Origin of the sequence: Paraburkholderia sp. Cy-641 (assembly GCF_011752945.1) — a bacterium.
Lineage (GTDB): Bacteria > Pseudomonadota > Gammaproteobacteria > Burkholderiales > Burkholderiaceae > Paraburkholderia.
This window is the reverse complement of record NZ_VWWM01000050.1, coordinates 36763-60369: the sequence shown is the minus strand read 5'-3', so window position 1 is coordinate 60369 and position 23607 is coordinate 36763. Positions and strand designations below refer to the sequence as shown.

At 64.9% G+C, this 23607-nt stretch carries 18 protein-coding genes and 1 pseudogene; 18 read left to right on the top strand and 1 reads right to left on the bottom strand.

The window, feature by feature from the left end:
- Window positions 1–273 (bottom strand): annotated as a pseudogene (locus F3J20_RS32220) (PLP-dependent threonine dehydratase); the annotation flags it as partial.
- A 455-nt stretch (window positions 274–728) separates the two neighbouring features.
- On the opposite strand from F3J20_RS32220, the gene F3J20_RS24005 reads away from it, so the two are divergent.
- From F3J20_RS24005 to F3J20_RS23920, 18 genes are all read left to right on the top strand, one after another.
- Complete coding sequence (locus F3J20_RS24005) at window positions 729–4826, top strand: FAD/FMN-binding oxidoreductase (RefSeq protein ID WP_167284718.1); 4098 nt, start codon at window positions 729–731, stop codon at window positions 4824–4826.
- A gap of 33 nt (window positions 4827–4859) precedes the next feature.
- The gene (locus tag F3J20_RS24000) at window positions 4860–5288 is read left to right on the top strand and encodes an HIT family protein (protein WP_167035791.1); all 429 of its coding nucleotides are present in this window, start codon (window positions 4860–4862) and stop codon (window positions 5286–5288) included.
- Window positions 5289–5383: 95 nt separating this feature from the next.
- On the top strand, window positions 5384–5797 hold the full coding sequence (locus tag F3J20_RS23995; RefSeq protein ID WP_167035794.1) for a DUF971 domain-containing protein: 414 nt from the start codon (window positions 5384–5386) through the stop codon (window positions 5795–5797).
- Window positions 5798–5862: 65 nt separating this feature from the next.
- Window positions 5863–6594 (top strand): bifunctional demethylmenaquinone methyltransferase/2-methoxy-6-polyprenyl-1,4-benzoquinol methylase UbiE, encoded by a 732-nt coding sequence (gene ubiE / locus F3J20_RS23990; protein ID WP_167035797.1) that lies wholly within the window; start codon window positions 5863–5865, stop codon window positions 6592–6594.
- 36 nt (window positions 6595–6630) lie between these two features.
- Window positions 6631–7629 carry a TIM44-like domain-containing protein gene (locus F3J20_RS23985; protein WP_167035800.1) on the top strand — a complete coding sequence of 333 codons (999 nt, stop codon included), beginning with the start codon at window positions 6631–6633 and terminating at the stop codon, window positions 7627–7629.
- Window positions 7630–7808: 179 nt separating this feature from the next.
- Complete coding sequence (locus F3J20_RS23980) at window positions 7809–8453, top strand: SCP2 sterol-binding domain-containing protein (RefSeq protein ID WP_167035803.1); 645 nt, start codon at window positions 7809–7811, stop codon at window positions 8451–8453.
- Between the two features lie 15 nt (window positions 8454–8468).
- Window positions 8469–10046 carry a ubiquinone biosynthesis regulatory protein kinase UbiB gene (gene ubiB, locus F3J20_RS23975; protein ID WP_167284717.1) on the top strand — a complete coding sequence of 526 codons (1578 nt, stop codon included), beginning with the start codon at window positions 8469–8471 and terminating at the stop codon, window positions 10044–10046.
- Window positions 10047–10094: 48 nt separating this feature from the next.
- Window positions 10095–10718: a methyltransferase domain-containing protein gene (locus tag F3J20_RS23970; RefSeq protein WP_167035809.1), complete on the top strand. Its 624-nt coding sequence runs from the start codon at window positions 10095–10097 to the stop codon at window positions 10716–10718.
- A gap of 193 nt (window positions 10719–10911) precedes the next feature.
- Window positions 10912–11250, top strand: coding sequence for an FmdB family zinc ribbon protein (locus tag F3J20_RS23965; protein ID WP_167035812.1), 339 nt, complete (start codon window positions 10912–10914; stop codon window positions 11248–11250).
- A 75-nt stretch (window positions 11251–11325) separates the two neighbouring features.
- Window positions 11326–11982, top strand: a complete 657-nt coding sequence (locus F3J20_RS23960) for a DUF502 domain-containing protein (protein WP_167035815.1) — start codon at window positions 11326–11328, stop codon at window positions 11980–11982.
- Window positions 11983–12058: 76 nt separating this feature from the next.
- On the top strand, window positions 12059–13858 hold the full coding sequence (gene aspS / locus F3J20_RS23955; protein ID WP_167035818.1) for an aspartate--tRNA ligase: 1800 nt from the start codon (window positions 12059–12061) through the stop codon (window positions 13856–13858).
- Between the two features lie 185 nt (window positions 13859–14043).
- The gene (gene nudB / locus F3J20_RS23950) at window positions 14044–14547 is read left to right on the top strand and encodes a dihydroneopterin triphosphate diphosphatase (protein WP_167035820.1); all 504 of its coding nucleotides are present in this window, start codon (window positions 14044–14046) and stop codon (window positions 14545–14547) included.
- Between the two features lie 29 nt (window positions 14548–14576).
- A complete protein-coding gene (clsB, locus tag F3J20_RS23945; RefSeq protein WP_205192465.1) occupies window positions 14577–15803 on the top strand; it encodes a cardiolipin synthase ClsB in 1227 nt (408 codons plus the stop codon).
- A gap of 430 nt (window positions 15804–16233) precedes the next feature.
- Window positions 16234–16833: a TetR/AcrR family transcriptional regulator gene (locus F3J20_RS23940; protein WP_167035826.1), complete on the top strand. Its 600-nt coding sequence runs from the start codon at window positions 16234–16236 to the stop codon at window positions 16831–16833.
- A gap of 96 nt (window positions 16834–16929) precedes the next feature.
- Window positions 16930–18717, top strand: a complete 1788-nt coding sequence (locus tag F3J20_RS23935; RefSeq protein WP_167284716.1) for an acyl-CoA dehydrogenase C-terminal domain-containing protein — start codon at window positions 16930–16932, stop codon at window positions 18715–18717.
- A gap of 181 nt (window positions 18718–18898) precedes the next feature.
- Window positions 18899–21334: a 3-hydroxyacyl-CoA dehydrogenase/enoyl-CoA hydratase family protein gene (locus tag F3J20_RS23930; RefSeq protein ID WP_167035832.1), complete on the top strand. Its 2436-nt coding sequence runs from the start codon at window positions 18899–18901 to the stop codon at window positions 21332–21334.
- A 14-nt stretch (window positions 21335–21348) separates the two neighbouring features.
- Complete coding sequence (locus F3J20_RS23925) at window positions 21349–22548, top strand: acetyl-CoA C-acyltransferase (protein ID WP_167035835.1); 1200 nt, start codon at window positions 21349–21351, stop codon at window positions 22546–22548.
- Window positions 22549–22675: 127 nt separating this feature from the next.
- Window positions 22676–23446 (top strand): enoyl-CoA hydratase, encoded by a 771-nt coding sequence (locus F3J20_RS23920; protein WP_167035838.1) that lies wholly within the window; start codon window positions 22676–22678, stop codon window positions 23444–23446.
- Window positions 23447–23607 lie beyond the last annotated feature (161 nt).

Sequence of the window (23607 nt, the reverse complement as noted above, 5' to 3'; positions counted from 1 at the left end):
CTTGAACGAGAACACCGGCTGGTTGTCCTCGCGTTTCAGATAGACCGGATTGCGCAGCCGCGCCGACAGGTTCGGCGCATGTTCGAGTTCGGTCTCGCGCGCCACGTCGTAGACGCGCGCGGTCAGGGTCTTTTTCAGGTAGTCGTGGGAAGCCATGCGGGTGGCGCGGTGCGCTGTGTCAGACGGGAAAACGTCAATGATAGCGCCAACGGTGTTTGCTCTGGCCTTTCCGCTTGTCGCGCCGCCGCGCTGCCGTGACCGTCCCGCAACCATCCGGCAACCTGGCCGCAAGCGGTATCGAGGCCGCACGCATCGGGTTTGCCAACCGTCCGGTCGGTAAGTCAACCGCATGTGAAACGCCCGCCGATTCGCTTCGAAAACGCCCGGGCCGCCGCCATCGCCCCGACTTCCACCGTCAACGCATGGCGGCATCATGCGGTAGAATTTCGGTTTGGAATAAGGATCGGAAGATGCACTGGCAGCCTCGGATCGCCCACTTGATGCCCGTCCCGCGCGAGTCTTGTCCCGCGGCGGAGCGTCACGTCCGCCACGCACGATCGTGTAGCTGTATCTGAGTGCCGCGAAGCGACTGGCGTGGGTAGGCCGCCGGTCGTGCTCGCTCCCCTTCCCCTAGAAAGAAGATTTCCAGGCATTGCGCCCCACGCGCACCGTCAGCCGACGCCTCGTCATTACGAGCGCGCCCGGTTGATCTACCGAGTCGTCCAAACATGAACGCACCTCAAGTTTTCGATCCGCACGGCGCCGCCGCTGCGGTGGCTGCCGATCCCGAAGCGCGTCTGCGCGAAATTCCCTATAACTACACGTCGTTCTCCGATCGCGAAATCGTCATCCGCCTGCTCGGCAACGATGCGTGGGACGCGCTCGCCGAACTGCGCGCCGAACGCCGCACCGGCCGCTCGGCGCGCATGCTCTATGAAGTGCTCGGCGACATCTGGGTCGTGCGCCGCAATCCGTATCTGCAGGACGATCTGCTCGACAACCCGAAGCGCCGCGCGCTGCTGATCGAGGCGCTCAATCACCGCCTCGCCGAAATCGAGAAGCGCCGCCGCGCCGATCTGCGCGACCATGGCGACGAAGCCGGCGTCGAGCGCGCCGCGCGCGTCGAAACACTCGTGCAGGCCGCGCGCCGCGCGATCGACCAGTTCGCCAGCGAATTTCAGCAGACCTACGACCTGCGCCGCCGCGCCACGCGCGTGCTCGGCAAGGTCACGCAGAAAGACAACATCAAGTTCGACGGCCTGTCGCGCGTCGCGCACGTGACCGACGCGACCGACTGGCGCGTCGAATACCCGTTCGTCGTGCTGACGCCGGACTCCGAAGCCGAGATCGCCGGCATGATCAAGGCCTGTTTCGAACTCGGCCTGACCGTGATTCCGCGCGGCGGCGGCACCGGCTACACGGGCGGCGCGGTGCCGCTCACGCCGTTCTCGGCCGTTCTCAACACCGAAAAGCTCGAACAGCTCGGCCCGGTCGAGATGACCGACCTGCCCGGCGTCGATCGCAAGGTCGCGACGATCTTCTCGGGCGCGGGCGTCGTCACGCGCCGCGTGACCGAGGCGGCCGAGCACGCCGGCTTCGTGTTCGCGGTCGATCCGACCTCGCTCGACGCATCCTGCATCGGCGGCAACATCGCGATGAACGCGGGCGGCAAGAAGGCGGTGCTGTGGGGCACGGCGCTCGACAACCTCGCCTGGTGGCGCATGGTCGACCCGGACGGCAACTGGCTCGAAGTCACGCGTCTCGAACACAACCTCGGCAAGATTCACGACGTCGAAGTCGCGCGTTTCGAGCTGAAGTGGTTCGACGGCAACTACGCGCCGGGCGAGAAGCTGTTGCGCACCGAAGCACTCGACATCAGGGGCCGCGTGTTCCGCAAGGAAGGCCTCGGCAAGGACGTCACCGACAAATTCCTCGCCGGCCTGCCCGGCATCCAGAAGGAAGGCTGCGACGGGCTCATCACGTCCGCGCGCTGGGTGCTGCACAAGATGCCCGCGCATACGCGCACGGTGTGTCTGGAATTTTTCGGCCAGGCGCGCGAGGCGATTCCGAGCATCGTCGAAATCAAGGACTACATGTTCGAGACGTCGCGCCAGGGCGGCGCGATTCTCGCGGGCCTCGAACATCTCGACGAACGCTATCTGCGCGCGGTCGGCTATGCGACCAAGAGCAAGCGCAACGCGTTTCCGAAGATGGTGCTGATCGGCGACATCGTCGGTAACGATGCGGACGCGGTCGCGCAGGCAACCTCGGAAGTCGTGCGCATGGCCAACGGCAAGAGCGGCGAAGGTTTCGTCGCCGTGAGCGCCGAGGCACGCAAGCGCTTCTGGCTCGACCGTAGCCGCACCGCCGCGATCGCGAAGCACACGAACGCGTTCAAGATCAACGAAGACGTGGTGATTCCGCTCGACCGCATGGGCGAGTACACGGACGGCATCGAGCGCATCAATATCGAGCTGTCGATCAGGAACAAGCTGCAACTGGTCGACGCGCTCGAAGCGTTCTTCAAGGCCGGCAAGCTGCCGCTCGGCAAGAGCGACGACGCCAACGAAATTCCGAGCGCCGAGCTGCTCGAAGACCGCGTGCAGCAGGCGCTCGATCTGCTCGTGCGCGTGCGCACGCGCTGGGAATTCCTGCGCGACAGGCTCGATCTGTCGCTGCGCGAGGCGCAGCACTATCTGGTCGGTCTCGGCTACGAAGCGCTCGCCGGGAAGTTCGCCGACCGCGTCGACGCGCAGCCCGACGCGACGGTGTTCCATCTCGCGCAGGACCGCACGATCCGCGTGTCGTGGAAGCAGGAAATCCGCGCCGAATTGCGGCAGATTTTCAATGGCGGCGAGTTCAAGCCGATCCTCGAGGAAGCCCAGACGATCCACAAGCGGGTGCTGCGTGGCCGCGTGTTCGTCGCGCTGCACATGCACGCGGGCGACGGCAACGTGCACACGAACCTGCCGGTCAACTCCGACAACTACGAGATGCTGCAGGACGCGCATGCGGCGGTCGCGCGCATCATGACGCTCGCGCGTTCGCTCGACGGCGTGATCTCGGGCGAGCACGGCATCGGCATCACGAAGCTCGAATTCCTGACCGACGACGAGATCGGCGAATTCCGCAAGTACAAGCAGCGCGTCGATCCGCACGGCCGCTTCAACGCGGGCAAGCTGCTCGAAGGCGCGGACCTGCGCAACGCCTACACGCCGAGCTTCGGCCTGATGGGCTACGAGTCGCTCATCATGCAGCAGTCCGATATCGGTGCGATTTCCGAATCGATCAAGGACTGCCTGCGCTGCGGCAAGTGCAAGCCGGTGTGCGCCACGCACGTGCCGCGCGCGAACCTGCTGTACAGCCCGCGCAACAAGATTCTCGCCACGTCGCTGCTGGTCGAGGCGTTCCTGTACGAGGAGCAGACGCGCCGCGGCGTGTCGATCAAGCACTGGGACGAGTTCAACGACGTCGCCGATCACTGCACCGTCTGCCACAAATGCGTGACGCCGTGCCCGGTGAAGATCGACTTCGGCGACGTGACGATGAACATGCGCAACCTGCTGCGCAAGATGGGCAAGAAGAAGTTCAACGCGGGCAACGCGGCGGGCATGTTCTTCCTGAACGCGACCAATCCGCAGACCATCAACCTCGCGCGCACCGCGATGATGGGCGTCGGCTACAAGGCACAGCGCCTCGGCAACGAGCTGCTGAAGAAGTTCACGAAGAAGCAGACCGCGCATCCGCCGGCCACGGTCGGCAAGCCGGTGGTCACGCAGCAGGTGATCCACTTCATGAACAAGAAGATGCCGGGCAACCTGCCGAAGAAGACCGCGCGCGCGTTGCTCGACATCGAGGACAACAAGATCGTCCCGATCATCCGCAATCCGCAGACGACCACCGCCGACACGGAAGCGGTGTTCTACTTCCCGGGCTGCGGCTCGGAGCGCCTGTTCTCGCAGGTCGGCCTTGCGACCCAGGCGATGCTGTGGGAAGCGGGCGTGCAAACGGTGCTGCCGCCGGGCTACCTGTGCTGCGGCTATCCGCAGCGCGGCTCGGGCCAGTTCGACAAGGCCGAGCAGATCGTCACCGACAACCGCGTGCTGTTCCACCGCGTCGCCAATACGCTGAACTACCTCGACATCAAGACGGTGGTGGTGTCGTGCGGCACGTGCTACGACCAGCTCGCCGGTTATGAATTCGACAAGATTTTCCCGGGCTGCCGGATCATCGACATCCACGAGTTTCTGCTGGAGAAGGGCATCAGGCTCGATGGCGTGAACGGCGTGCGCTACATGTACCACGACCCGTGCCACACGCCGATCAAGACGATCGACCCGGTCAAGCTCGTCAATCAGCTGATGGGTTCGGAGCACGACGGCTACAGGATCGAGAAGAACGATCGCTGCTGCGGCGAGTCGGGCACGCTGGCGGTTACGCGTCCCGACATCTCGACGCAGGTGCGTTTCCGCAAGGAAGAGGAAATCCGCAAGGGCGCGGCCAAGCTGCGCGGCATTCCGGTCGTGGCCGACGCGGGCGCGAACGCGCTCGACCCGGCCAATGCATCGGCCGGCGCGCCGAACGGCTCGGCGCTGACGGCCGGCGCCGCTCCGCAGCCTAATCACGGCAACGCGGGTGCGACCGACGTGAAGATCCTCACGAGCTGCCCGTCGTGCCTGCAAGGGCTGTCGCGCTACAACGAAGACGCGGGGACGGAAGCGGACTACATCGTGGTCGAAATGGCGCGCCACGTGCTCGGCGAGAACTGGATGGCGGATTACGTTCAACGGGCGAACAATGGCGGAATCGAGCGCGTGCTGGTTTAATGGCACGACCCACGATTTCTGCCGAGGACGACGATGGACTGCGTTTTTTGCCGTGAAGACGGTGGCGATGTGCTGTGGCAGGACGACTCGCTGCGGGTCGTCCTCGCCGACGAACACGATTACCCGGGCTTTTGCCGGGTGATCTGGAACGCGCACGTGGCCGAATTTTCGGACCTGTCGGCCAGCGAGCGCGACCGCGTGATGCAGGCGGTCTACGCGGTCGAGCGCGCGATCCGGCGCGTGATGCAGCCGGTGAAGGTGAACCTGGCGAGCCTCGGCAACCAGGTGCCGCATGTGCACTGGCATGTGATCCCGCGTTATTCGAACGACGCGCATTTTCCGCTGCCGATTTGGGCGCCGCGCCAGCGCACGGTGTCCGAAGCGATGCTGTCGTCGCGTCGCGCGCAGGCAACGCTGCTGCGCGAAGCGGTGCGGCAGGAAATCGAGCAGGCGCTCGGCTGAACCTCCCCGGGCGTGATTGACCGGTCGCCGCGCGAGGCCTATGCCCCAATGGGCGAAAGGCCGGCGCGGCCCGGCGTTTTCTATATGAGACCATGATGAGCGGATTGACTCCCGAGACCCCGGTGCCGACCGGCGTCGTCGTGCATTCGAAGTCGCGCGTGCTCGAATTGCAGTACGCGAACGGCGAATCGTATCGCCTGCCGTTCGAACTGCTGCGCGTGTATTCGCCGTCGGCGGAAGTGCAGGGCCACGGGCCCGGCCAGGAAACCTTGCAGACCGGCAAGCGCGACGTGACGATCACGATGATCGAAGGCGTCGGCAATTACGCGTTGCAGCCCACGTTCTCGGACGGCCATTCCACCGGCATTTATTCGTGGGATCTGCTGCATGACATGGCCGTGCGTCAGGATGAACTCTGGCGCGCGTATCTCGCCAGACTGGCGGCGGCCGGCGTCGATCGCGATACGCCGATGGTTCCGGCGGCGGCTGCGCACGGCCACTGTCACTGATACCATTCGCCCCGAACGCCGCGCGAGCGGCGCAACATTCAAGAACACGCGAAAGGACGAGCGCGATGAGCAAAACCCACTTCGGCTTTCAATCGGTCGACGAACAGGACAAGGCGCAGAAGGTGGCGGGGGTGTTCCACTCGGTGGCCGCCAACTACGACTTGATGAACGACCTGATGTCGGGCGGATTGCACCGCGCGTGGAAGATGTTCACGATCGCCCAGGCGAACGTGCGGCCGGGCTACCGGGTGCTCGACATCGCGGGCGGCACGGGCGACCTGTCGAAGGCGTTCGCGAAGCAGGCCGGCGAGAGCGGCGAGGTGTGGCACACCGACATCAACGAATCGATGCTGCGCGTGGGCCGCGACCGGCTGATCGACAAGGGCATCGTCACGCCGACGCTGCTCTGCGACGCCGAGAAAATTCCGTTTCCCGACAACTACTTCGACGTCGTGACCGTGGCGTTCGGCTTGCGCAACATGACCCACAAGGACGTCGCGCTCGCGGAAATGCGCCGTGTGCTGAAGCCGGCCGGGCGGCTGCTCGTGCTGGAGTTCTCGAAGGTGTGGGACCCGCTCAAGAAGTTTTACGATCTCTACTCGTTCAAGGTGCTGCCGTGGCTCGGCGAGCGCTTCGCCAAAGACGCAGACAGCTACCAGTACCTGGCGGAATCGATCCGCATGCATCCAGACCAGGAAACTTTGAAAACGATGATGGAACAAGCCGGCCTCGATGGCGTCAAATATTACAATTTGTCAGCTGGCGTGGTAGCTTTACATGTGGGGACCAAGTACTAGGGTTCCTAACCCATCGATTTTTAAAGGAAATGTGAAATGTCCGATTCGAATTTGTTATCTGCTCGTAAGGTTAAGGGGGCGCTGGCGAGAAGAATCGGACTGATCGCAATGGTCGGTCTGCTCGTGGCCGGCTCCCTCGCTTCCCTCGACGCGGAAGCGCGCCGCATGGGCGGCGGCCGCAGCATCGGCCGCCAATCGAATAGCCTGCAGCAACGTCAGACGCCGCCGCCGTCGCAACCGGCGCAGAGCAATCAGGCCACGCAGCAGCGTGCGCAACCGGCGCCCGCAACCACTCCTACACCGCCCGCCGCGCCGAACCGCAATCGTTGGCTCGGGCCGATCGCCGGTCTCGCGGCCGGCCTCGGCATCGCCGCGTTGCTGTCGCATTTCGGGCTCGGCGAGGCGTTCGCCGGCATGTTCGCCAACGTGATCGTGATCGCGCTGATCGCGATGGCCGTGATCTGGCTGATCCGCCGCTTTACCGGCCGCAAGCGCGATGCGTCGCAGCCGGCGTACGCGGGCACGGCGCCCTCGCTGAATGCCGGCAACACCGGCTACGCGCAGGAGCCGCGCTACAGTGCGCCGCCCGCCGGTTCATATCTCGAACCGCAAGGTAATCCGCTCGCTACGCCGTCTGTCGGCGCGGCGCCGTCGGTGCCGGCCGGCTTCGATACGGAAGCGTTCCTGCGTAACGCGAAGGTCTATTTCGTGCGCCTGCAGGCCGCATGGGACGTCGGCAACGTCGAGGACATCCGCGAATTCACGACGCCGGAAATGTTCGCCGAAGTGCGCGTCGATCTCGCGGCGCGCGGCACGCAGGCGAACCAGACCGACGTGGTGCAGCTGAATGCCGAACTGCTCGACATCGAGGAACGCGCGACCGAGTATTTCGCGAGCGTGCGCTTCTCCGGCCTGATTCGCGAGGAACCGGGCGCGGCGGCCGAGCCGTTCGTCGAGGTCTGGAATCTGTCGAAGGCACACCGTCCCGGCGAGGGCTGGCTGCTTGCCGGCATCCAGCAGGTCGAGCAGCACTGAGGCAACTGCGGGAGCACGGCGTCCAGCCGTCTCTCGACCAGGCCGGCGGCCGGCACGCCGCGCGCCGGCCAGTCGCATCACATTGGCCGTTCGGCCAGGCAGGCTGCGAAGCGAACGGACGTTACAATAGGAGCCCGCGCAAGCACCTCGCTCGCGCGGGTTTTTTCTTGCCACTTTCGATGACCCTTGCCGCCAAGCCCTTCGCTGCTGCTGTCAATCATCTGCTCGCCCGCGAATCGTGGGCCCGCGAGCGCCTCGCCCCTTATGCGGGCAAGACCGCCTGCCTGTCATGTCCGCCTGTCGTGCTGTCGCTGCTGGTGCAGCCGGACGGCTATCTGGGCACGCTCGGCGAGGCCGACGCGCCTCGCTTCGACGTGACGATCTCGGTGCCGTCCGACGCATTGCCGGCCTTCGTGCAAGGCGGTCAGGCCGCGGTGATGAAGCACGTGAAGATCGAGGGCGATGCCGAGTTCGCGACCGTGATCGCCAAGCTCGCCGAGCATCTGCGCTGGGAGCCCGAGGAAGACCTCGCGAAACTGATTGGCGACGGTCCGGCCTGGCGTATCGCCTCGCTCGTGCGTTCGGTCGGCGAGCACGTGCAGCGCACCGGCCGCAACCTGCTCGACACCGCCGCCGAGTATCTGCTCGACGAGAATCCGCAACTGGTGCGCCGCGCCGCGCTCGACGACTTCAACGTCGAACTGGCGCGTGCGCGCGATGCCCTGGCGCGCGTCGAAAAACGTATCGAGCGTCTCGAACAGAAGGTCGAAGCCCGTGGCGCGCATGCGCCGGGCGCCGCCGCCACGTTGCGCGGCACGCGCTAGTCACCGGGCCACACCATGCGTTTTCTGCGTTTTCTCAAGATATTTTTCGCGGTCATCCGCTTCGGCCTCGACGAAATGATGCTGAGCCGCATCAACGACCGGCGCGTGCGTCTGCTGCTGCGTATCACGACGATCGGCCGCAAGTTCGACGATCCGCCGGGCGTGCGTTTGCGGCTCGCGCTCGAAAGCCTCGGGCCGATCTTCGTCAAGTTCGGCCAGGTGCTGTCCACGCGCCGCGATCTGCTGCCGGTCGACATCGCCAACGAACTCGCGAAGCTGCAGGACCAGGTGCCGCCGTTCGATTCGGCGGTCGCGATCGGGATCGTCGAGAAGTCGCTCGGCGCGCCGGTCGACGAGCTGTTCGACGACTTCGAGCGGGTGCCGGTCGCGAGCGCGTCGATCGCGCAGGTTCACTTCGCCAAGGTGAAGGCCGGCCAGCATGCGGGCAAGGCCGTGGCGGTGAAGGTGCTGCGCCCGAACATGCTGCCGGTGATCGACTCCGACCTCGCGCTGCTGCGCGACATCGCCGTGTGGGCCGAGCGCCTGTGGGCCGACGGCAAGCGCCTGAAGCCGCGCGAGGTGGTCGCTGAATTCGACAAATACCTGCACGACGAACTCGACCTGATGCGCGAGGCAGCTAACGGCAGCCAGTTGCGGCGCAACTTTCAGGGGCTCGATCTGCTGCTCGTGCCGGAAATGTACTGGGAGTTCTGCACGCCCACGGTGCTGGTCATGGAGCGCATGATCGGCGTGCCGATCAGCCAGGTCGAGACGCTGCGGGCGGCCGGCGTCGACATTCCGAAGCTCGCGCGCGAAGGCGTCGAGATTTTCTTCACCCAGGTGTTCCGCGACGGCTTTTTCCACGCCGACATGCACCCGGGCAACATTCAGGTGAGTCTCGACCCGGCGCACTTCGGCCGCTATATCGCGCTCGACTTCGGCATCATCGGTGCGCTGTCGGACTTCGACAAGAACTACCTCGCGCAGAACTTCCTCGCGTTCTTCAAGCGCGACTACCACCGCGTCGCGACGCTGCATCTGGAGTCGGGCTGGGTGCCGCCGACGACGCGCGTCGAGGAACTCGAAAGCGCGATCCGCGCGGTGTGCGAGCCGTATTTCGATCGCGCGCTGAAGGACATTTCGCTCGGCCAGGTGCTGATGCGCCTGTTCTCCACGTCGCGGCGCTTCAACGTCGAAATCCAGCCGCAGCTGGTGCTGTTGCAGAAGACCATGCTGAACGTGGAAGGGCTGGGCCGTTCGCTCGATCCGGAACTGGACCTGTGGAAAACCGCGAAGCCCTATCTCGAACGCTGGATGAACGAGCAGATCGGCCTGCGCGGCTGGTTCGAGCGCCTGAAGATCGAGGCGCCGCAATGGAGCAAGACGCTGCCGCAGTTGCCGCGCCTCGTCCATAACATGCTCGCCGAGCGGCATCACCCGGCCGGCGGCGCGAACGACGACGTGATTCGCCAGATTCTGCTCGAGCAGAAGCGCACCAACCGTCTGCTGCAAGGCCTGCTGCTGTTCGGCGCGGCGGTCGGCGTCGGCGCGGTGCTGGCGCGGGCGTTTCTGGTGCTCGCCTATGGTGGATGAGGCGGCCGGCTGCCTGCCGCCGAGCGCACAACCCGTACGAGGCATCCGATGAGCGATCCGACCCAACCCCCCGTGCCCGATTTTTCGAGCCGCGATCCCAACTCGCCCGAGTTCTGGGACGAACGCTTCGAGCGCCGTTTCACGCCGTGGGATCAGGCGGGCGTGCCGGCGGCGTTCCGCGCGTTCGCCGCACGGCATCGCGACGCCGCGGTGCTGATTCCGGGCTGCGGCAGCGCGTACGAAGCGCTCTGGCTCGCCCAGCAGGGCAATCCGGTGCGCGCGATCGACTTCTCGCCGGCCGCCGTCGCGGCCGCGCGCGAGCAGTTGGGCGCGCAGCATGCGCAACTGGTCGAGCAGGCGGATTTCTTCGCCTACGAGCCGCCGTTCACGCCGGCATGGATTTATGAGCGCGCGTTTTTCTGCGCCTTGCCGCCCGCGCGCCGTGGCGACTACGTGCGCCGGATGGCCGAATTGCTGCCGGCCGGCGCGCTGCTCGCGGGGTTCTTTTTCATCGGCGCGACGCCGAAGGGGCCGCCGTTCGGCGTCGAGCGCGGCGAACTCGACGCGCTGCTCACGCCGCACTTCGAGCTGATCGAAGACGAGGCGGTGGCCGATTCGATCGCCGTATTCTCCGGACGTGAGCGCTGGCTCAGCTGGCGGCGTCGCGCGTAAGGACGGACGCCGTGGCGCGCGCGGCACGGGCGCGCTCTTGAGAGTGTCGCGGGTCGCCCCCATCTGGCGCGATGGCGGCGCGCGGCGCGCATCGGCTCCCGAAATGCGGGGAGCGCTTACCGTTTGCGGCTATAATTCAAGGCTTTGCAAGCGTTTACAAGATTTCAGTAGGGATTTGGAGTAGGAAAGGATCATGCCGATCTACGCTTATCGTTGCGGGTCATGCGGCTTCGGGAAGGATGTGCTCCAGAAGATGAGCGACCCCCAGTTGACGCAGTGTCCCGAGTGCGGGAAAGACACGTTTAGCAAGCAGCTCACCGCCGCCGGCTTCCAGTTGAAGGGCTCCGGCTGGTACGTGACCGATTTTCGCGGCGGCAGCGGCGGCACGAGCGCGCCGGCTGCTTCGGAAGCCAATAACGCCGCCAAACCCGATGCGGCTCCGGCAACAGCCGCCGCATCGGCGGCCCCCGCGGCCTCTACGGCCGCAACCACCGCCGCTCCGGCCGGCACGAGCGGCTCCGGCAACGCCTAGTGAGACTGCTGTCTTCGCGGGCGGCGCATCTACCGTGGGTCGGACTTCGACTCGCGCGGCTTTCTGGCGGTACACATGACGACGAAAAAAGCGACGCTCAAATCGGTGTTCCTGACCGGCCTGCTGGTGCTGGTGCCTCTGGCCATCACACTGTGGGTGCTCGGTCTGATCATCGGCACGATGGACCAGACGCTGCTCCTGCTGCCCACCTCCTGGCAGCCGGAGCGCGCGATCGGCTATCGCCTGCCCGGCCTCGGCGCGGTGCTCACGCTCGCGTTCATCTTTATCGTCGGGCTGTTGACGCAGAATTTCATCGGGCAGAAGCTCGTGAAGTGGTGGGAGCTGCTGGTCGCGCACATCCCGGTGGTCGGCCCGATCTACACGAGCGTCAAGCAGGTGTCCGACACGCTGCTTTCGAGCAGCGGCAACGCGTTCCGCAAGGCCCTGCTGATCGAGTATCCGCGCCGCGGTTCCTATACGATTGCGTTTCTGACCGGGATTCCGGGCGGCGACGTGGTCAATCACCTGAAAGAAGATTACGTCAGCGTCTATGTGCCGACTACGCCGAACCCGACGTCCGGCTTCTTCCTGATGGTGCCGAAAAGCGAAGTGATCGAGCTCGACATGACCGTCGACGCTGCGCTCAAGTACATCGTCTCGATGGGCGTCGTGGCGCCTTCCGCGCCGCCGCCGGCGCCCGTGCCCCGCACGACCGTCGAGCCTCCGCTGTAATGCCGGCGCGCAGAGTTTCAGGCAGTGTCCCACTGCGGCGCGCCGTTCAACCAATGCAAAACGAAAGACAAACATCATGTCGATGAGATCTCAATACTGCGGTCTGGTGACCGAAGAACTGCTGGGCCAATCCGTCTCGCTGTGCGGCTGGGTAAGCCGCCGCCGCGACCATGGCGGCGTCATCTTCATCGACCTGCGCGATCGCGAAGGGCTCGTTCAGGTCGTCTGCGACCCGGACCGCGCGGACATGTTCAAGGCCGCCGAAGGCGTGCGCAACGAGTTCTGCCTGCAGATCAAGGGTGTCGTGCGCAGCCGTCCTGAGGGCACGACCAATGCCGCGCTCAAGAGCGGCAAGATCGAAGTGCTGTGCCACGAGCTGATCGTGCTGAACGCCTCGGTCACGCCGCCGTTCCAGCTCGACGACGACAACCTCTCGGAAACCACGCGTCTCACGCACCGCGTGCTCGACCTGCGCCGCCCGCAGATGCAGCACAACCTGCGTCTGCGCTACCGCGTCGCGATCGAGGCGCGCAAGTATCTCGACGAGCAGGGCTTCATCGACATCGAAACGCCGATGCTGACCAAGAGCACGCCGGAAGGCGCGCGCGACTACCTCGTGCCGTCGCGTACGAACCCGGGCCAGTTCTTTGCGCTGCCGCAGTCGCCGCAGCTGTTCAAGCAGCTGCTGATGGTCGCGAACTTCGACCGCTACTACCAGATCGTCAAGTGCTTCCGCGACGAAGACCTGCGCGCCGACCGTCAGCCGGAATTCACGCAGATCGACTGCGAAACCTCGTTCCTGTCGGAACAGGAAATCCGCGATCTGTTCGAGGCGATGATCCGCCACGTGTTCAAGCAGACGATCGGCGTCGAGCTCGACGCGAAGTTCCCGGTCATGGAGTACTCGGAAGCAATGCGCCGCTTCGGCTCGGACAAGCCGGACCTGCGCGTGAAGCTCGAATTCACCGACCTGACCGACGCGGTCAAGGACGTCGACTTCAAGGTGTTCAGCACGCCGGCCAACACGAAGGACGGCCGCGTCGCGGCGCTGCGCGTGCCGAAGGGTGGCGAGCTTTCGCGCGGCGACATCGACAGCTACACGGAATTCGTGCGCATCTACGGCGCCAAGGGTCTCGCGTGGATCAAGGTCAACGAAGTGGCGAAGGGCCGTGACGGTCTGCAAAGCCCGATCGTCAAGAACCTGCACGACGAAGCGCTCAAGGCGATCGTCGAGCGCACCGGCGCGCAGGACGGCGACATCATCTTCTTCGCGGCCGATCGCGCGAAGGTCGTGAACGACAGCCTCGGCGCGCTGCGTCTGAAGATCGGTCATTCGGAGTTCGGCAAGGCCAACGGTCTCGTCGAAGCGGGCTGGAAGCCGCTGTGGGTGGTCGACTTCCCGATGTTCGAATACGACGAGGAAGACAACCGCTACGTGGCCGCGCATCACCCGTTCACGAGCCCGAAGGACGAGCATCTCGAATACCTCGAAACCGATCCGGCACGCTGCCTCGCGAAGGCTTACGACATGGTGCTGAACGGCTGGGAAATCGGCGGCGGCTCTGTGCGTATCCACCGCGAGGAAGTGCAGAGCAAGGTGTTCCGCGCGCTCAAGATCAATGCGGAAGAAGCGCAGGCCAAGTTCGGCTTCCTGCTCGACGCGCTGCAATACGGCGCGCCGCCGCACGGCGGTATCGCGTTCGGTCTGGACCGTATCGTCACGATGATGGCCGGCGCCGACTCGATCCGCGACGTGATCGCGTTCCCGAAGACGCAACGCGCGCAGTGTCTGCTCACGCAGGCGCCGAGCGAAGTCGACGAGCGCCAGTTGCGCGAGCTGCACATTCGTCTGCGTACGCCGGAGCCGAAGGCGTAAGCCGGGTCCGCATCGCGTGGGCCGCTTGCGGGCGGCCACGCAAGTCCTGCAAAAAAGGCGCTGAGGTGAATCACACCGCAGCGCCTTTTTGGTTTTTTGCGTTACAGTGAGGTCACCGCTTTCGAGGCACTTTCGACTGTCATCCGACATGTACCGCGCGCGTCGGCGCGCCCAGTTTTCAGATCATGCCGAAACCGCCGAAAATTCCGCACTCCGTGCTCGTCGTCATTCATACGCCCGCGCTCGACGTGCTGCTGATCGAGCGCGCCGATCATGCGGGGTTCTGGCAGTCGGTCACGGGCTCGAAAGACCGGCTCGACGAGCCGCTCGCCGAAACGGCGGTGCGCGAAGTCGGCGAGGAGACTGGCATCATGATCGGCGGCGCGCTCGTGCCGCATAGTGCGCTCGTCGACTGGCGCTACTCGATCGAATACGAGATTTATCCGGAATTCCGCCATCGCTACGAAGCGGGCGTGGTCCGCAACACCGAGCACTGGTTCAGCCTGCGGGTGCCTGGGCAGATCGACGTGACGCTTGCGCCGCGCGAGCACACCGCGTTTGTGTGGCTGCCGTATGAAGAAGCCGCCTCGCGCTGTTTTTCGTCCTCGAATGCCGATGCGATCCTGCAGCTGCCACGCCGGCTTGCCGCGCATTCAGCCGGTTCACAGGCTGGGGAGCGTGGCCAGTGAGCGCAGGCGGCGCGGGCCGTTTCGCCCGACTGCGCCACACGCTGCTCGGCCGCCGTTACTGGCAGCGCTACCGCTTCACCAGTCACAACGAGGTCAGGCTGCTGCGCTCCGGCGACGAGTTCTTCAGCGCGCTGATCGCGCGCATCGACGCCGCGCAGCGCGACGTCATGCTCGAAACCTACATCTTCTGCGACGACGAAGCTGGCCAGGACGTCAACGAAGCGTTGCTGCGCGCTGCTGCGCGCGGTGTCAGGGTGCGCGTGATTACCGACGGCGTCGGCACTGCGCGTCTGAAGATGTTCGAGCCATGGCCGGCGGGCGGCATCGAGCATCGCATCTACAACCCGCATCTATTCGGCCGCTTCGGCTTTTCGCGCACGCACCGCAAGCTCGCGGTGATCGACGATCAATACGCCTATTGCGGCGGCATCAATATCGTCGACGACTACGACAACAACGGCGAGAAGCTGCCGTACCGGCGCTGGGATTTTGCGGTCGAATTGCAGGGGCCTGTCGTTATCGATGTGCACGAAGCGTTCGAGGTGCAGTGGCGGCGCATTCGCGTCGGGCATCGGTCGCTCGAATCGATGAGGCCCGACCTCACGCCGCACGATACCGCTTCGCTCGGCAGTCTGCGGCGGCGTCGGCGGCGCCGCAACAAGGAGTTGTGGGCGGCCGGCGAGCCGTGCGTGGCTTTCGTCGCGCGCGACAACCTCATCAACCGCCGCGCGATCGAGAAGGCGTATCTGGCTGCGATCGGCCAGGCGCGCCGCGAAATCCTGCTGGCGAATCCGTACTTCATGCCGGGGCGCAAGCTGCGCCGCGCGCTCGTGCTCGCGGCGCGCCGCGGCGTGGTCGTGAAGCTCATCATCGGACGCAAGGAGTTCAAGGCGCTCGATTACGCGGTGCCGTTTCTTTATCACGCGTTGCTGCGCGCGGGCGTGCAGATCGCCGAATACGAGAAGACGCTGCTGCACGGCAAGGTCGCCGTGGTCGATTCGAGCTGGGGCACGGTGGGTTCGTCGAATCTCGACGCGCTGAGCCTGATGCTCAACAACGAGGCGAACGTCGTGCTCATCAACGATCCGTCGATCGCGGGCTTGCGCGAGGCGATTCTCGGCGCGTTCGCGGATGCGCGTCCCATCGACGAAGCGCACTACGACTCGCGTCCGGCGCGCGTGCGCGTGCTGAACTGGCTCGCCTACACGAGCTACCGCGTCGCGATGAAGCTGTTGACGGTGGGGGGCTACGACTAGCGCGCGGCTCGCTTGCTGCATCGTGGCGACGGGCGGCGATGGTTGGAGAAGCGATAGAACAGGCACTGGAAGCAACAGACAGAAGCAACGGACAGAAAAAACGGGCACGAAGGCAATCGACGAGGCGATCAAACGGAGAATCGAAGCGGCGATCGAGCAGCGAGACAGCCAGGCAGCGAGATGCGACAACCATCACGCCGGTTTGCTTGCAGGAATCCGGCAACGAGAACACGCATACGCTGATCGGCAACCCTCGTTTCAAGGCAAACGCCTCTAAAAATCTGATTGATCTGATTGTCGAAAGCCGCAAAATTAGAACGCTGGTTAGACACCGGTTTCTAATAAAGTCCTTGTTTCGCGGACGGCAGCACTTAATAATAGTACGTCCGTTCGATTTTATTTCGATCACATTAGAACGGTAAGAACAGCTATGCGAAAAGGCGAACAAACGCGAGCGGCGATTCTCGATGCAGCACTCGATCTGGCAAGCCGTGACGGACTCGAAGGTCTCACCATCGGTTTGCTGGCCGAGCGTATGCAGATGAGCAAAAGCGGTGTGTTCGCGCATTTCGGGTCGCGCGAGGATCTGCAGGTCGAGGTCGTGCGCGAATATCACCGCCGTTTCGAAGACGAGGTGTTTTTCCCGAGTCTGCGCGAGCCCCGCGGTTTGCCGCGGTTGCGCGCGATGATTTCCCGCTGGATCGAGAAACGCATTCAGGAAGTCACGACCGGGTGCATCTACATCAGCGGTGCCGTCGAATACGACGATCGCGCGGATAGCCAGGTGCGCGAGCAACTGGTGTCGAGCGTGACGATCTGGCGTGCGGCGCTCACGCGCGCGATTTCGCAGGCAATGGACGAAGGGCATCTGCGTGCCGATACCGATCCGCAACTGATGCTGTTCGAACTGTATAGCGTCACGCTCGGCCTGCATCACGACGCGCGCTTCCTGCATCTGCCCGATGCGGTGCGTCTCACGTGGGCCGCGCTGGAAAAACTGATTGATTCGTATCAGAGCGAAAGCCGTTAGCCGCGTCGCCAGGACTTCCTGGAATCGCGCGGCGCAAGAGGTCCGTTCACGGACCCGGCCAACGGCCTGGCTTTTTGTCAAACTTGGGAGAGAGTCATGGGACAGTACGCCGCGCCGCTGCGCGACATGCAATTCGTGTTGCACGAATTGCTCAACGTCGAAGCCGAACTCCGGCAAATGCCGAAGCACGCCGATCTCGACGCCGACACGATCAACGCGGTGCTCGAGGAAGCCGGCAAGTTCTGCTCCGAAGTGCTGTTCCCGCTTAATCACAGCGGCGACCAGGAAGGCTGCACGTACGCCGGCGACGGCGTCGTGACCACGCCGAAGGGCTTCAAGGAAGCCTATGCGCAATACGTCGAAGCCGGCTGGCCGGCGCTCGGCTGCGATCCGGAATACGGCGGCCAGGGGTTGCCCGCGTTCGTCAACAACGCGCTCTACGAAATGCTGAACTCGGCGAATCAGGCGTGGACGATGTATCCGGGCCTCTCGCACGGCGCGTACGAATGTCTGCATGCGCATGGCACGCCCGAGTTGCAGCAGCGCTATCTGCCGAAGCTCGTCGCCGGCGTCTGGACCGGCACGATGTGTCTGACCGAGCCGCATTGCGGCACCGACCTCGGCATCCTGCGCACCAAGGCCGAGCCGAACAGCGACGGCTCGTATGCGATCAGCGGCACGAAGATTTTTATTTCGAGCGGCGAGCACGATCTGTCGGAAAACATCGTTCACCTCGTGCTCGCGCGTCTGCCCGATGCGCCGAAGGGCACCAAAGGCATATCGCTTTTCATCGTGCCGAAGTTCATCCCGAACGAAGCGGGCGAGCCCGGCGAGCGCAACGGCGTGAAGTGCGGCTCGATCGAGCACAAGATGGGTATCCACGGCAACGCGACCTGCGTGATCAATCTCGACAACGCGAAGGGCTGGCTCGTCGGCGAGCCGAACAAAGGCCTGAACGCGATGTTCGTGATGATGAATGCCGCGCGTCTCGGCGTCGGCATGCAGAGCCTCGGCCTCACCGAAGTCGCTTATCAGAATTCGCTCACGTACGCGAAAGAGCGTCTGCAGATGCGTTCGCTGACGGGCCCGAAGGCGCCTGAAAAAGCCGCCGATCCGATCATCGTGCATCCGGACGTGCGCCGCATGCTGCTCACGCAGAAGGCCTACGCCGAAGCCGGCCGCGCGTTCTCGTACTGGGCCGCGCTGCAGATCGACAAGGAGCTCTCGCACGCCGACGAAGCCGAGCGCAAGGAAGCCGCCGACCTCGTCGCGCTGCTCACGCCGATCCTGAAGGCGTTCCTCTCGGACAACGCCTTCGAAGGCACCAATCATGCGATGCAGATTTACGGCGGCCACGGCTTCATCGCCGAATGGGGCATGGAGCAGTACGTGCGCGATGCGCGCATCAACATGATCTACGAAGGCACCAACGGCATCCAGTCGCTCGACCTGCTCGGCCGCAAGGTGCTCGGCGACATGGGCGCGAAGATGAAGAAGTTCGGCAAGCTCGTCGCCGAATTCGTCGAGGCCGAAGGTATCAAGCCGGAAATGCAGGAGTTCGTGAACCCGCTCGCCGACATCGGCGAAAAGGTGCAGAAGCTGACGATGGAAATCGGCATGAAGGCGATGCAGAACCCCGACGAAGTCGGCGCCGCGGCCGTGCCGTATCTGCGCACGGTCGGCCATCTGGTGTTCTCGTACTTCTGGGCGCGCATGGCGCGTATCGCGCTCGACAAGGAGGCCGCGGGCGATTCGTTCTACAAGGCGAAGCTCGCCACCGCGCGCTTCTACTTCGCCAGGCTGCTGCCCGAAACGGCGATGACGATCCGCCAGGCGCGCGCCGGTTCGAAGTCGATGATGGAAGTCGACGAAGCGTTGTTCTGACGCTCGCGCTGAAAACGAGCGAGGCGGGCGCGCGTGCCGGATGCGCGACGCCTCGTTCGAACTGCACGCGGGATGTATCGCAAAAAACAGCGAAAGACCCAGCTAAAGACCCACCGAGACAAACCTCGCGCGAAGCGCCGCTGAAGCTTCGCGACACCGCATCAATTCCCGGAGAAACGACGTGAGCAATCTGATCATTCGCAAGGTCGCCGTGCTCGGCGCCGGCGTGATGGGCGCACAGATCGCGGCGCACCTCATCAACGCCAAGGTGCCCGTGCTGCTGTTCGACCTGCCTGCCAAGGAAGGCCCGAAAAACGGCATCGCGCTGAAGGCGATCGAGAATCTGAAGAAGCTGTCGCCGGCGCCGTTCGGCGTGAAGGACGACGCGCAATACATCCAGCCGGCCAACTATGACGACGACATCGAAAAGCTCGCCGAATGCGACGTTGTGATCGAAGCGATCGCCGAACGCATGGACTGGAAGCACGACCTGTACAGGAAGGTCGCACCGCATATCGGCGCGAACGCGATCTTCGCGACCAACACCTCGGGCCTGTCGATCACGGCACTCTCCGAAGGTTTCGCGGACGACCTGAAGGCGCGCTTCTGCGGCGTGCACTTCTTCAATCCGCCGCGCTACATGCATCTGGTCGAGCTGATCCCGACCGCGACGACGCGCCCCGAAATTCTCGACCAGCTCGAAACGTTCCTGACCAGCGTGGTCGGCAAGGGCGTCGTGCGGGCGAAAGACACACCGAATTTCATCGCGAACCGCGTCGGCATTTTCTCGATCCTCGCGGTCATGACCGAGGCTGCGAAGTTCGGCCTGCGTTTCGACGAAGTGGACGACCTGACCGGCGCGCGCCTCGGCCGCGCGAAGTCGGCGACGTTCCGCACCGCCGACGTGGTCGGTCTCGACACGATGGCGCACGTCATCAAGACGATGCAGGACACGCTGCCCGACGACCCGTTCTTCCCGGTCTACGAAACGCCGGCCGTGCTGGCCGAACTCGTGAAGCAGGGCGCGCTCGGCCAGAAGACCGGTGCGGGCTTTTACCGCAAGGAAGGCAAGGCGATCAAGGTGCTCGATCCGAAGACGGGCGGGTACGTCGAGGGTGGCGCGAAGGCGGACGAAATCGTCGGCCGCATTCTCAAGCGTCCGGCTGCCGAGCGTCTGAAGCTGCTGCGCGAAACGCAGCATCCGCAGGCACAGTTCCTGTGGTCGATCTTCCGCGACGTCTATCACTACATCGCCGTGCATCTGGAGTCGATCGCGGATAACGCGCGCGACGTCGACCTCGCGATCCGCTGGGGCTTCGGCTGGAACGAAGGCCCGTTCGAAGGCTGGCAGACGGCCGGCTGGAAGCAGGTTGCCGAGTGGGTGCAGGAAGACATCGCGGCGGGCAAGGGGCTCGCCAACGTGCCGCTGCCGTCGTGGGTGCTCGAAGGCGCGGTCGCCGAAAAGGGCGGCGTGCATACGGCCGAAGGTTCGTGGTCGCCGGCCACGCAGAGCTTCGTGCCGCGCTCGTCGCTCGACGTGTACAGGAGGCAGGTGTTCCGCGCGCCGCTCGTCGGCGAAACCGGCGCCGATCCGAAGACCTACGGCAAGACGCTGTTCGAGACCGAGGCGGTGCGCGCATGGGTCGACGACCGCGCGGGCGAGAACGACGTCCTGATCCTCTCGTTTAAGAGCAAGATGAACACGATCGGACCGTCGGTGATCGACGGCATCGTGCAGGCGATCGAACTGGCCGAGCAGGACTACAAGGGCCTCGTCGTGTGGCAGCCGACCTCGCTGAAACTCGGCACGCCGGGCGGTCCGTTCTCGGCGGGCGCGAATCTCGAAGAAGCGATGCCCGCGTTCATGATGGGCGGTGCGAAGGGTATCGAGCCGTTCGTGAAGAAATTCCAGCAGGGCATGCTGCGCGTGAAGTACGCGAACGTGCCGGTCATTGCGGCGATCTCGGGCATCGCGCTCGGCGGCGGCTGCGAGCTTGCGCTGCATAGCGCGAAACGGGTCGCGCACATCGAGAGCTATATGGGCCTCGTCGAAGTCGGCGTGGGTCTCGTGCCGGCAGGCGGCGGTCTGAAGGAAGCGGCGTTGCGCGCGGCCGAAGCGGCAAGCCAGGTCGGCGCGACCAGCGATCTGCTGAAGTTCCTGCAGAAGTCGTTCGAAAACGCGGCGATGGCGAAGGTCTCGGCTTCCGCGCTCGACGCCCGCGCGATGGGCTATCTGAAGCCGTCCGACACGATCGTCTTCAACGTGTTCGAACTGCTCGACGTGGCGAAGAAGGAAGCGCGCGCGTTGGCCGCATCCGGTTACCGTGCGCCGCTGCGCGCGACTCAGGTGCCGGTCGCGGGCCGCTCGGCGATCTCGACGATCAAAGCCTCGCTCGTCAACATGCGCGACGGCCGTTTCATCAGCGAGCACGATTTCCTGATCGCGAGCCGCATCGCCGAGGCGGTGTGCGGCGGCGACGTCGAAGCGGGCAGCCTCGTCGACGAGGAATGGCTGCTGCAACTCGAACGGCGCGCGTTCGTCGACCTGCTCGGCACGCAGAAGACGCAGGAACGGATCATGGGCATGCTGCAGACCGGCAAGCCGGTGCGCAATTAAGCGGAGAATCACACATGGCAAAGCAATTGCAAGACGCATATATCGTCGCCGCGAGCCGCACGCCGATCGGCAAGGCGCCGCGCGGTATGTTCCGCAACACGCGCCCGGACGAACTGCTCGTCCACGCGATCAGGTCGGCCGTGGCGCAGGTGCCGGGCCTCGACACCGGCGTGATCGAAGACGCGATCGTTGGCTGCGCGATTCCCGAAGCGGAGCAGGGCCTCAACGTCGCGCGGATCGGCGCGCTGCTCGCCGGCCTGCCGAACACGGTCGGCGGCGTCACGGTGAACCGCTTCTGCGCCTCGGGGCTGACCGCGCTCGCGATGGCCGCGGACCGCATCCGCGTCGGCGAGGCGGACGCGATGATCGCGGGCGGCTGCGAATCGATGAGCATGGTGCCGATGATGGGCAACAAGCCGTCGCTGTCGCCGCATATCTTCGATCGCAGCGAAGACGTCGGCATCGCGTACGGCATGGGCCTGACCGCCGAGAAGGTCGCCGAGCGCTGGAAGATCAGCCGCGAAGCGCAGGACGCGTTCTCGGTCGAATCGCATCGCCGCGCGATCGCCGCGCAGCAGGCCGGCGAATTCAACGACGAGATCGCTGCCTACACGATCACCGAGCGCTTGCCTGATCTCGCCACCGGCGAAGTCAGCGTGAAGACGCGCGAGGTTGCGCTCGACGAAGGTCCGCGCGCGGATACCTCGATGGAAGGCCTCGCGAAGCTGCGCGCGGTGTTCGCGAACAAGGGCTCGGTCACGGCCGGCAATAGCTCGCAGACCTCGGACGGCGCGGGCGCGCTGATCGTCGTATCGGAAAAGATCCTCAAGCAGTTCAACCTGACGCCGCTCGCGCGCTTCGTCAGCTTCGCGGTGCGCGGCGTGCCGCCGGAAATCATGGGCATCGGCCCGAAGGAAGCGATTCCGGCCGCGCTGAAGGCCGCGGGCCTGAAGCAGGACGACCTCGACTGGATCGAGCTGAACGAAGCGTTTGCCGCGCAATCGCTCGCGGTGATCCAGGACCTCGGCCTCGACACCTCGAAGATCAACCCGCTCGGCGGCGCGATCGCCTTGGGCCACCCGCTCGGCGCGACGGGCGCGATCCGTGCGGCGACCGTGGTGCATGGCCTGCGCCGCCGCAACTACAAGTACGGCATGGTGACGATGTGCGTCGGCACCGGCATGGGCGCGGCGGGCATCATCGAGCGGCTGTAAGCGGGTGATCCTCGCAGTGATCCACCCCATGACTCACGCGGTGTACCACTAGCCGCGCAACGGTTCGCAGGCCGCGAGGCTTGCGGACCGTTTTTACATTCGGCAGGACCGAAAGGAGATGAACGGGATGACGACGGATATTCTGGTCGAGCGCGCCGACGCGGTGCTGACGATCGCTTTCAACCGGCCCGGCAGGAAGAACGCGATCACGGCCGCGATGTATCAGACGATGGCCGATGCGCTTGTCGAGGCGCAGCGCGACGCGTCGGTGCGCGCGATCCTCATGCGCGGCAGCGCCGGCATTTTCAGCGCCGGCAACGATCTCGACGATTTCATGAAGACCCCGCCGATGGGCGAGAACGCGCCGGTGTTCCAGTTCCTGCGTGCGATCAGCTCGGCGGAGAAGCCGGTGGTGGCGTCGGTCGCGGGGCCGGCGGTGGGCATCGGCACGACGCTGCTGCTGCACTGCGATCTCGTCTATGCGGCCGATACCGCGAGCTTCTCGCTGCCGTTCACGCAGCTCGGGCTGTGCCCGGAAGCGGCGTCGAGCCTGCTGCTGCCGCGCGTGGGCGGCTATCAGGCGGCGGCGGAAAAACTGCTGCTCGGCGAGGCGTTCGACGCGGCCGAGGCGCACCGCATGGGCTTCGTCAATCGTGTGCTGCCGGCCGGCGAGGTCGATGCGTTCGCGGCGGCGCAGGCCGCGAAGCTGGCGGCGTTGCCGGCTTCGTCGCTGCGCGTGACGAAGAGTCTGATGAAGCACGCGAGCCGCCAGGAACTGCAAACGCAGATGAGCGAGGAGGCCGTGCACTTCGGCAAGATGCTGCTCGCGCCCGAAGCACGCGAGGCGTTCAAGGCGTTCTTCGAGAAGCGCAAGCCGGATTTCCGGCAGTTCGATTGAGGCGGGGGCGGCATACATGGCACCGCGCCGCGCCGGGTTGGCGGTGCCGGCCGTTGCGGTGCATCGGCACTCCTCGTCGCTTTATTGCCGCTTTATTGCTTGATCGCTTCGATCGGCCCCGCCCCGCTGGCGCAGATGTGCCGTAGTTGAAGCGGCGTGAG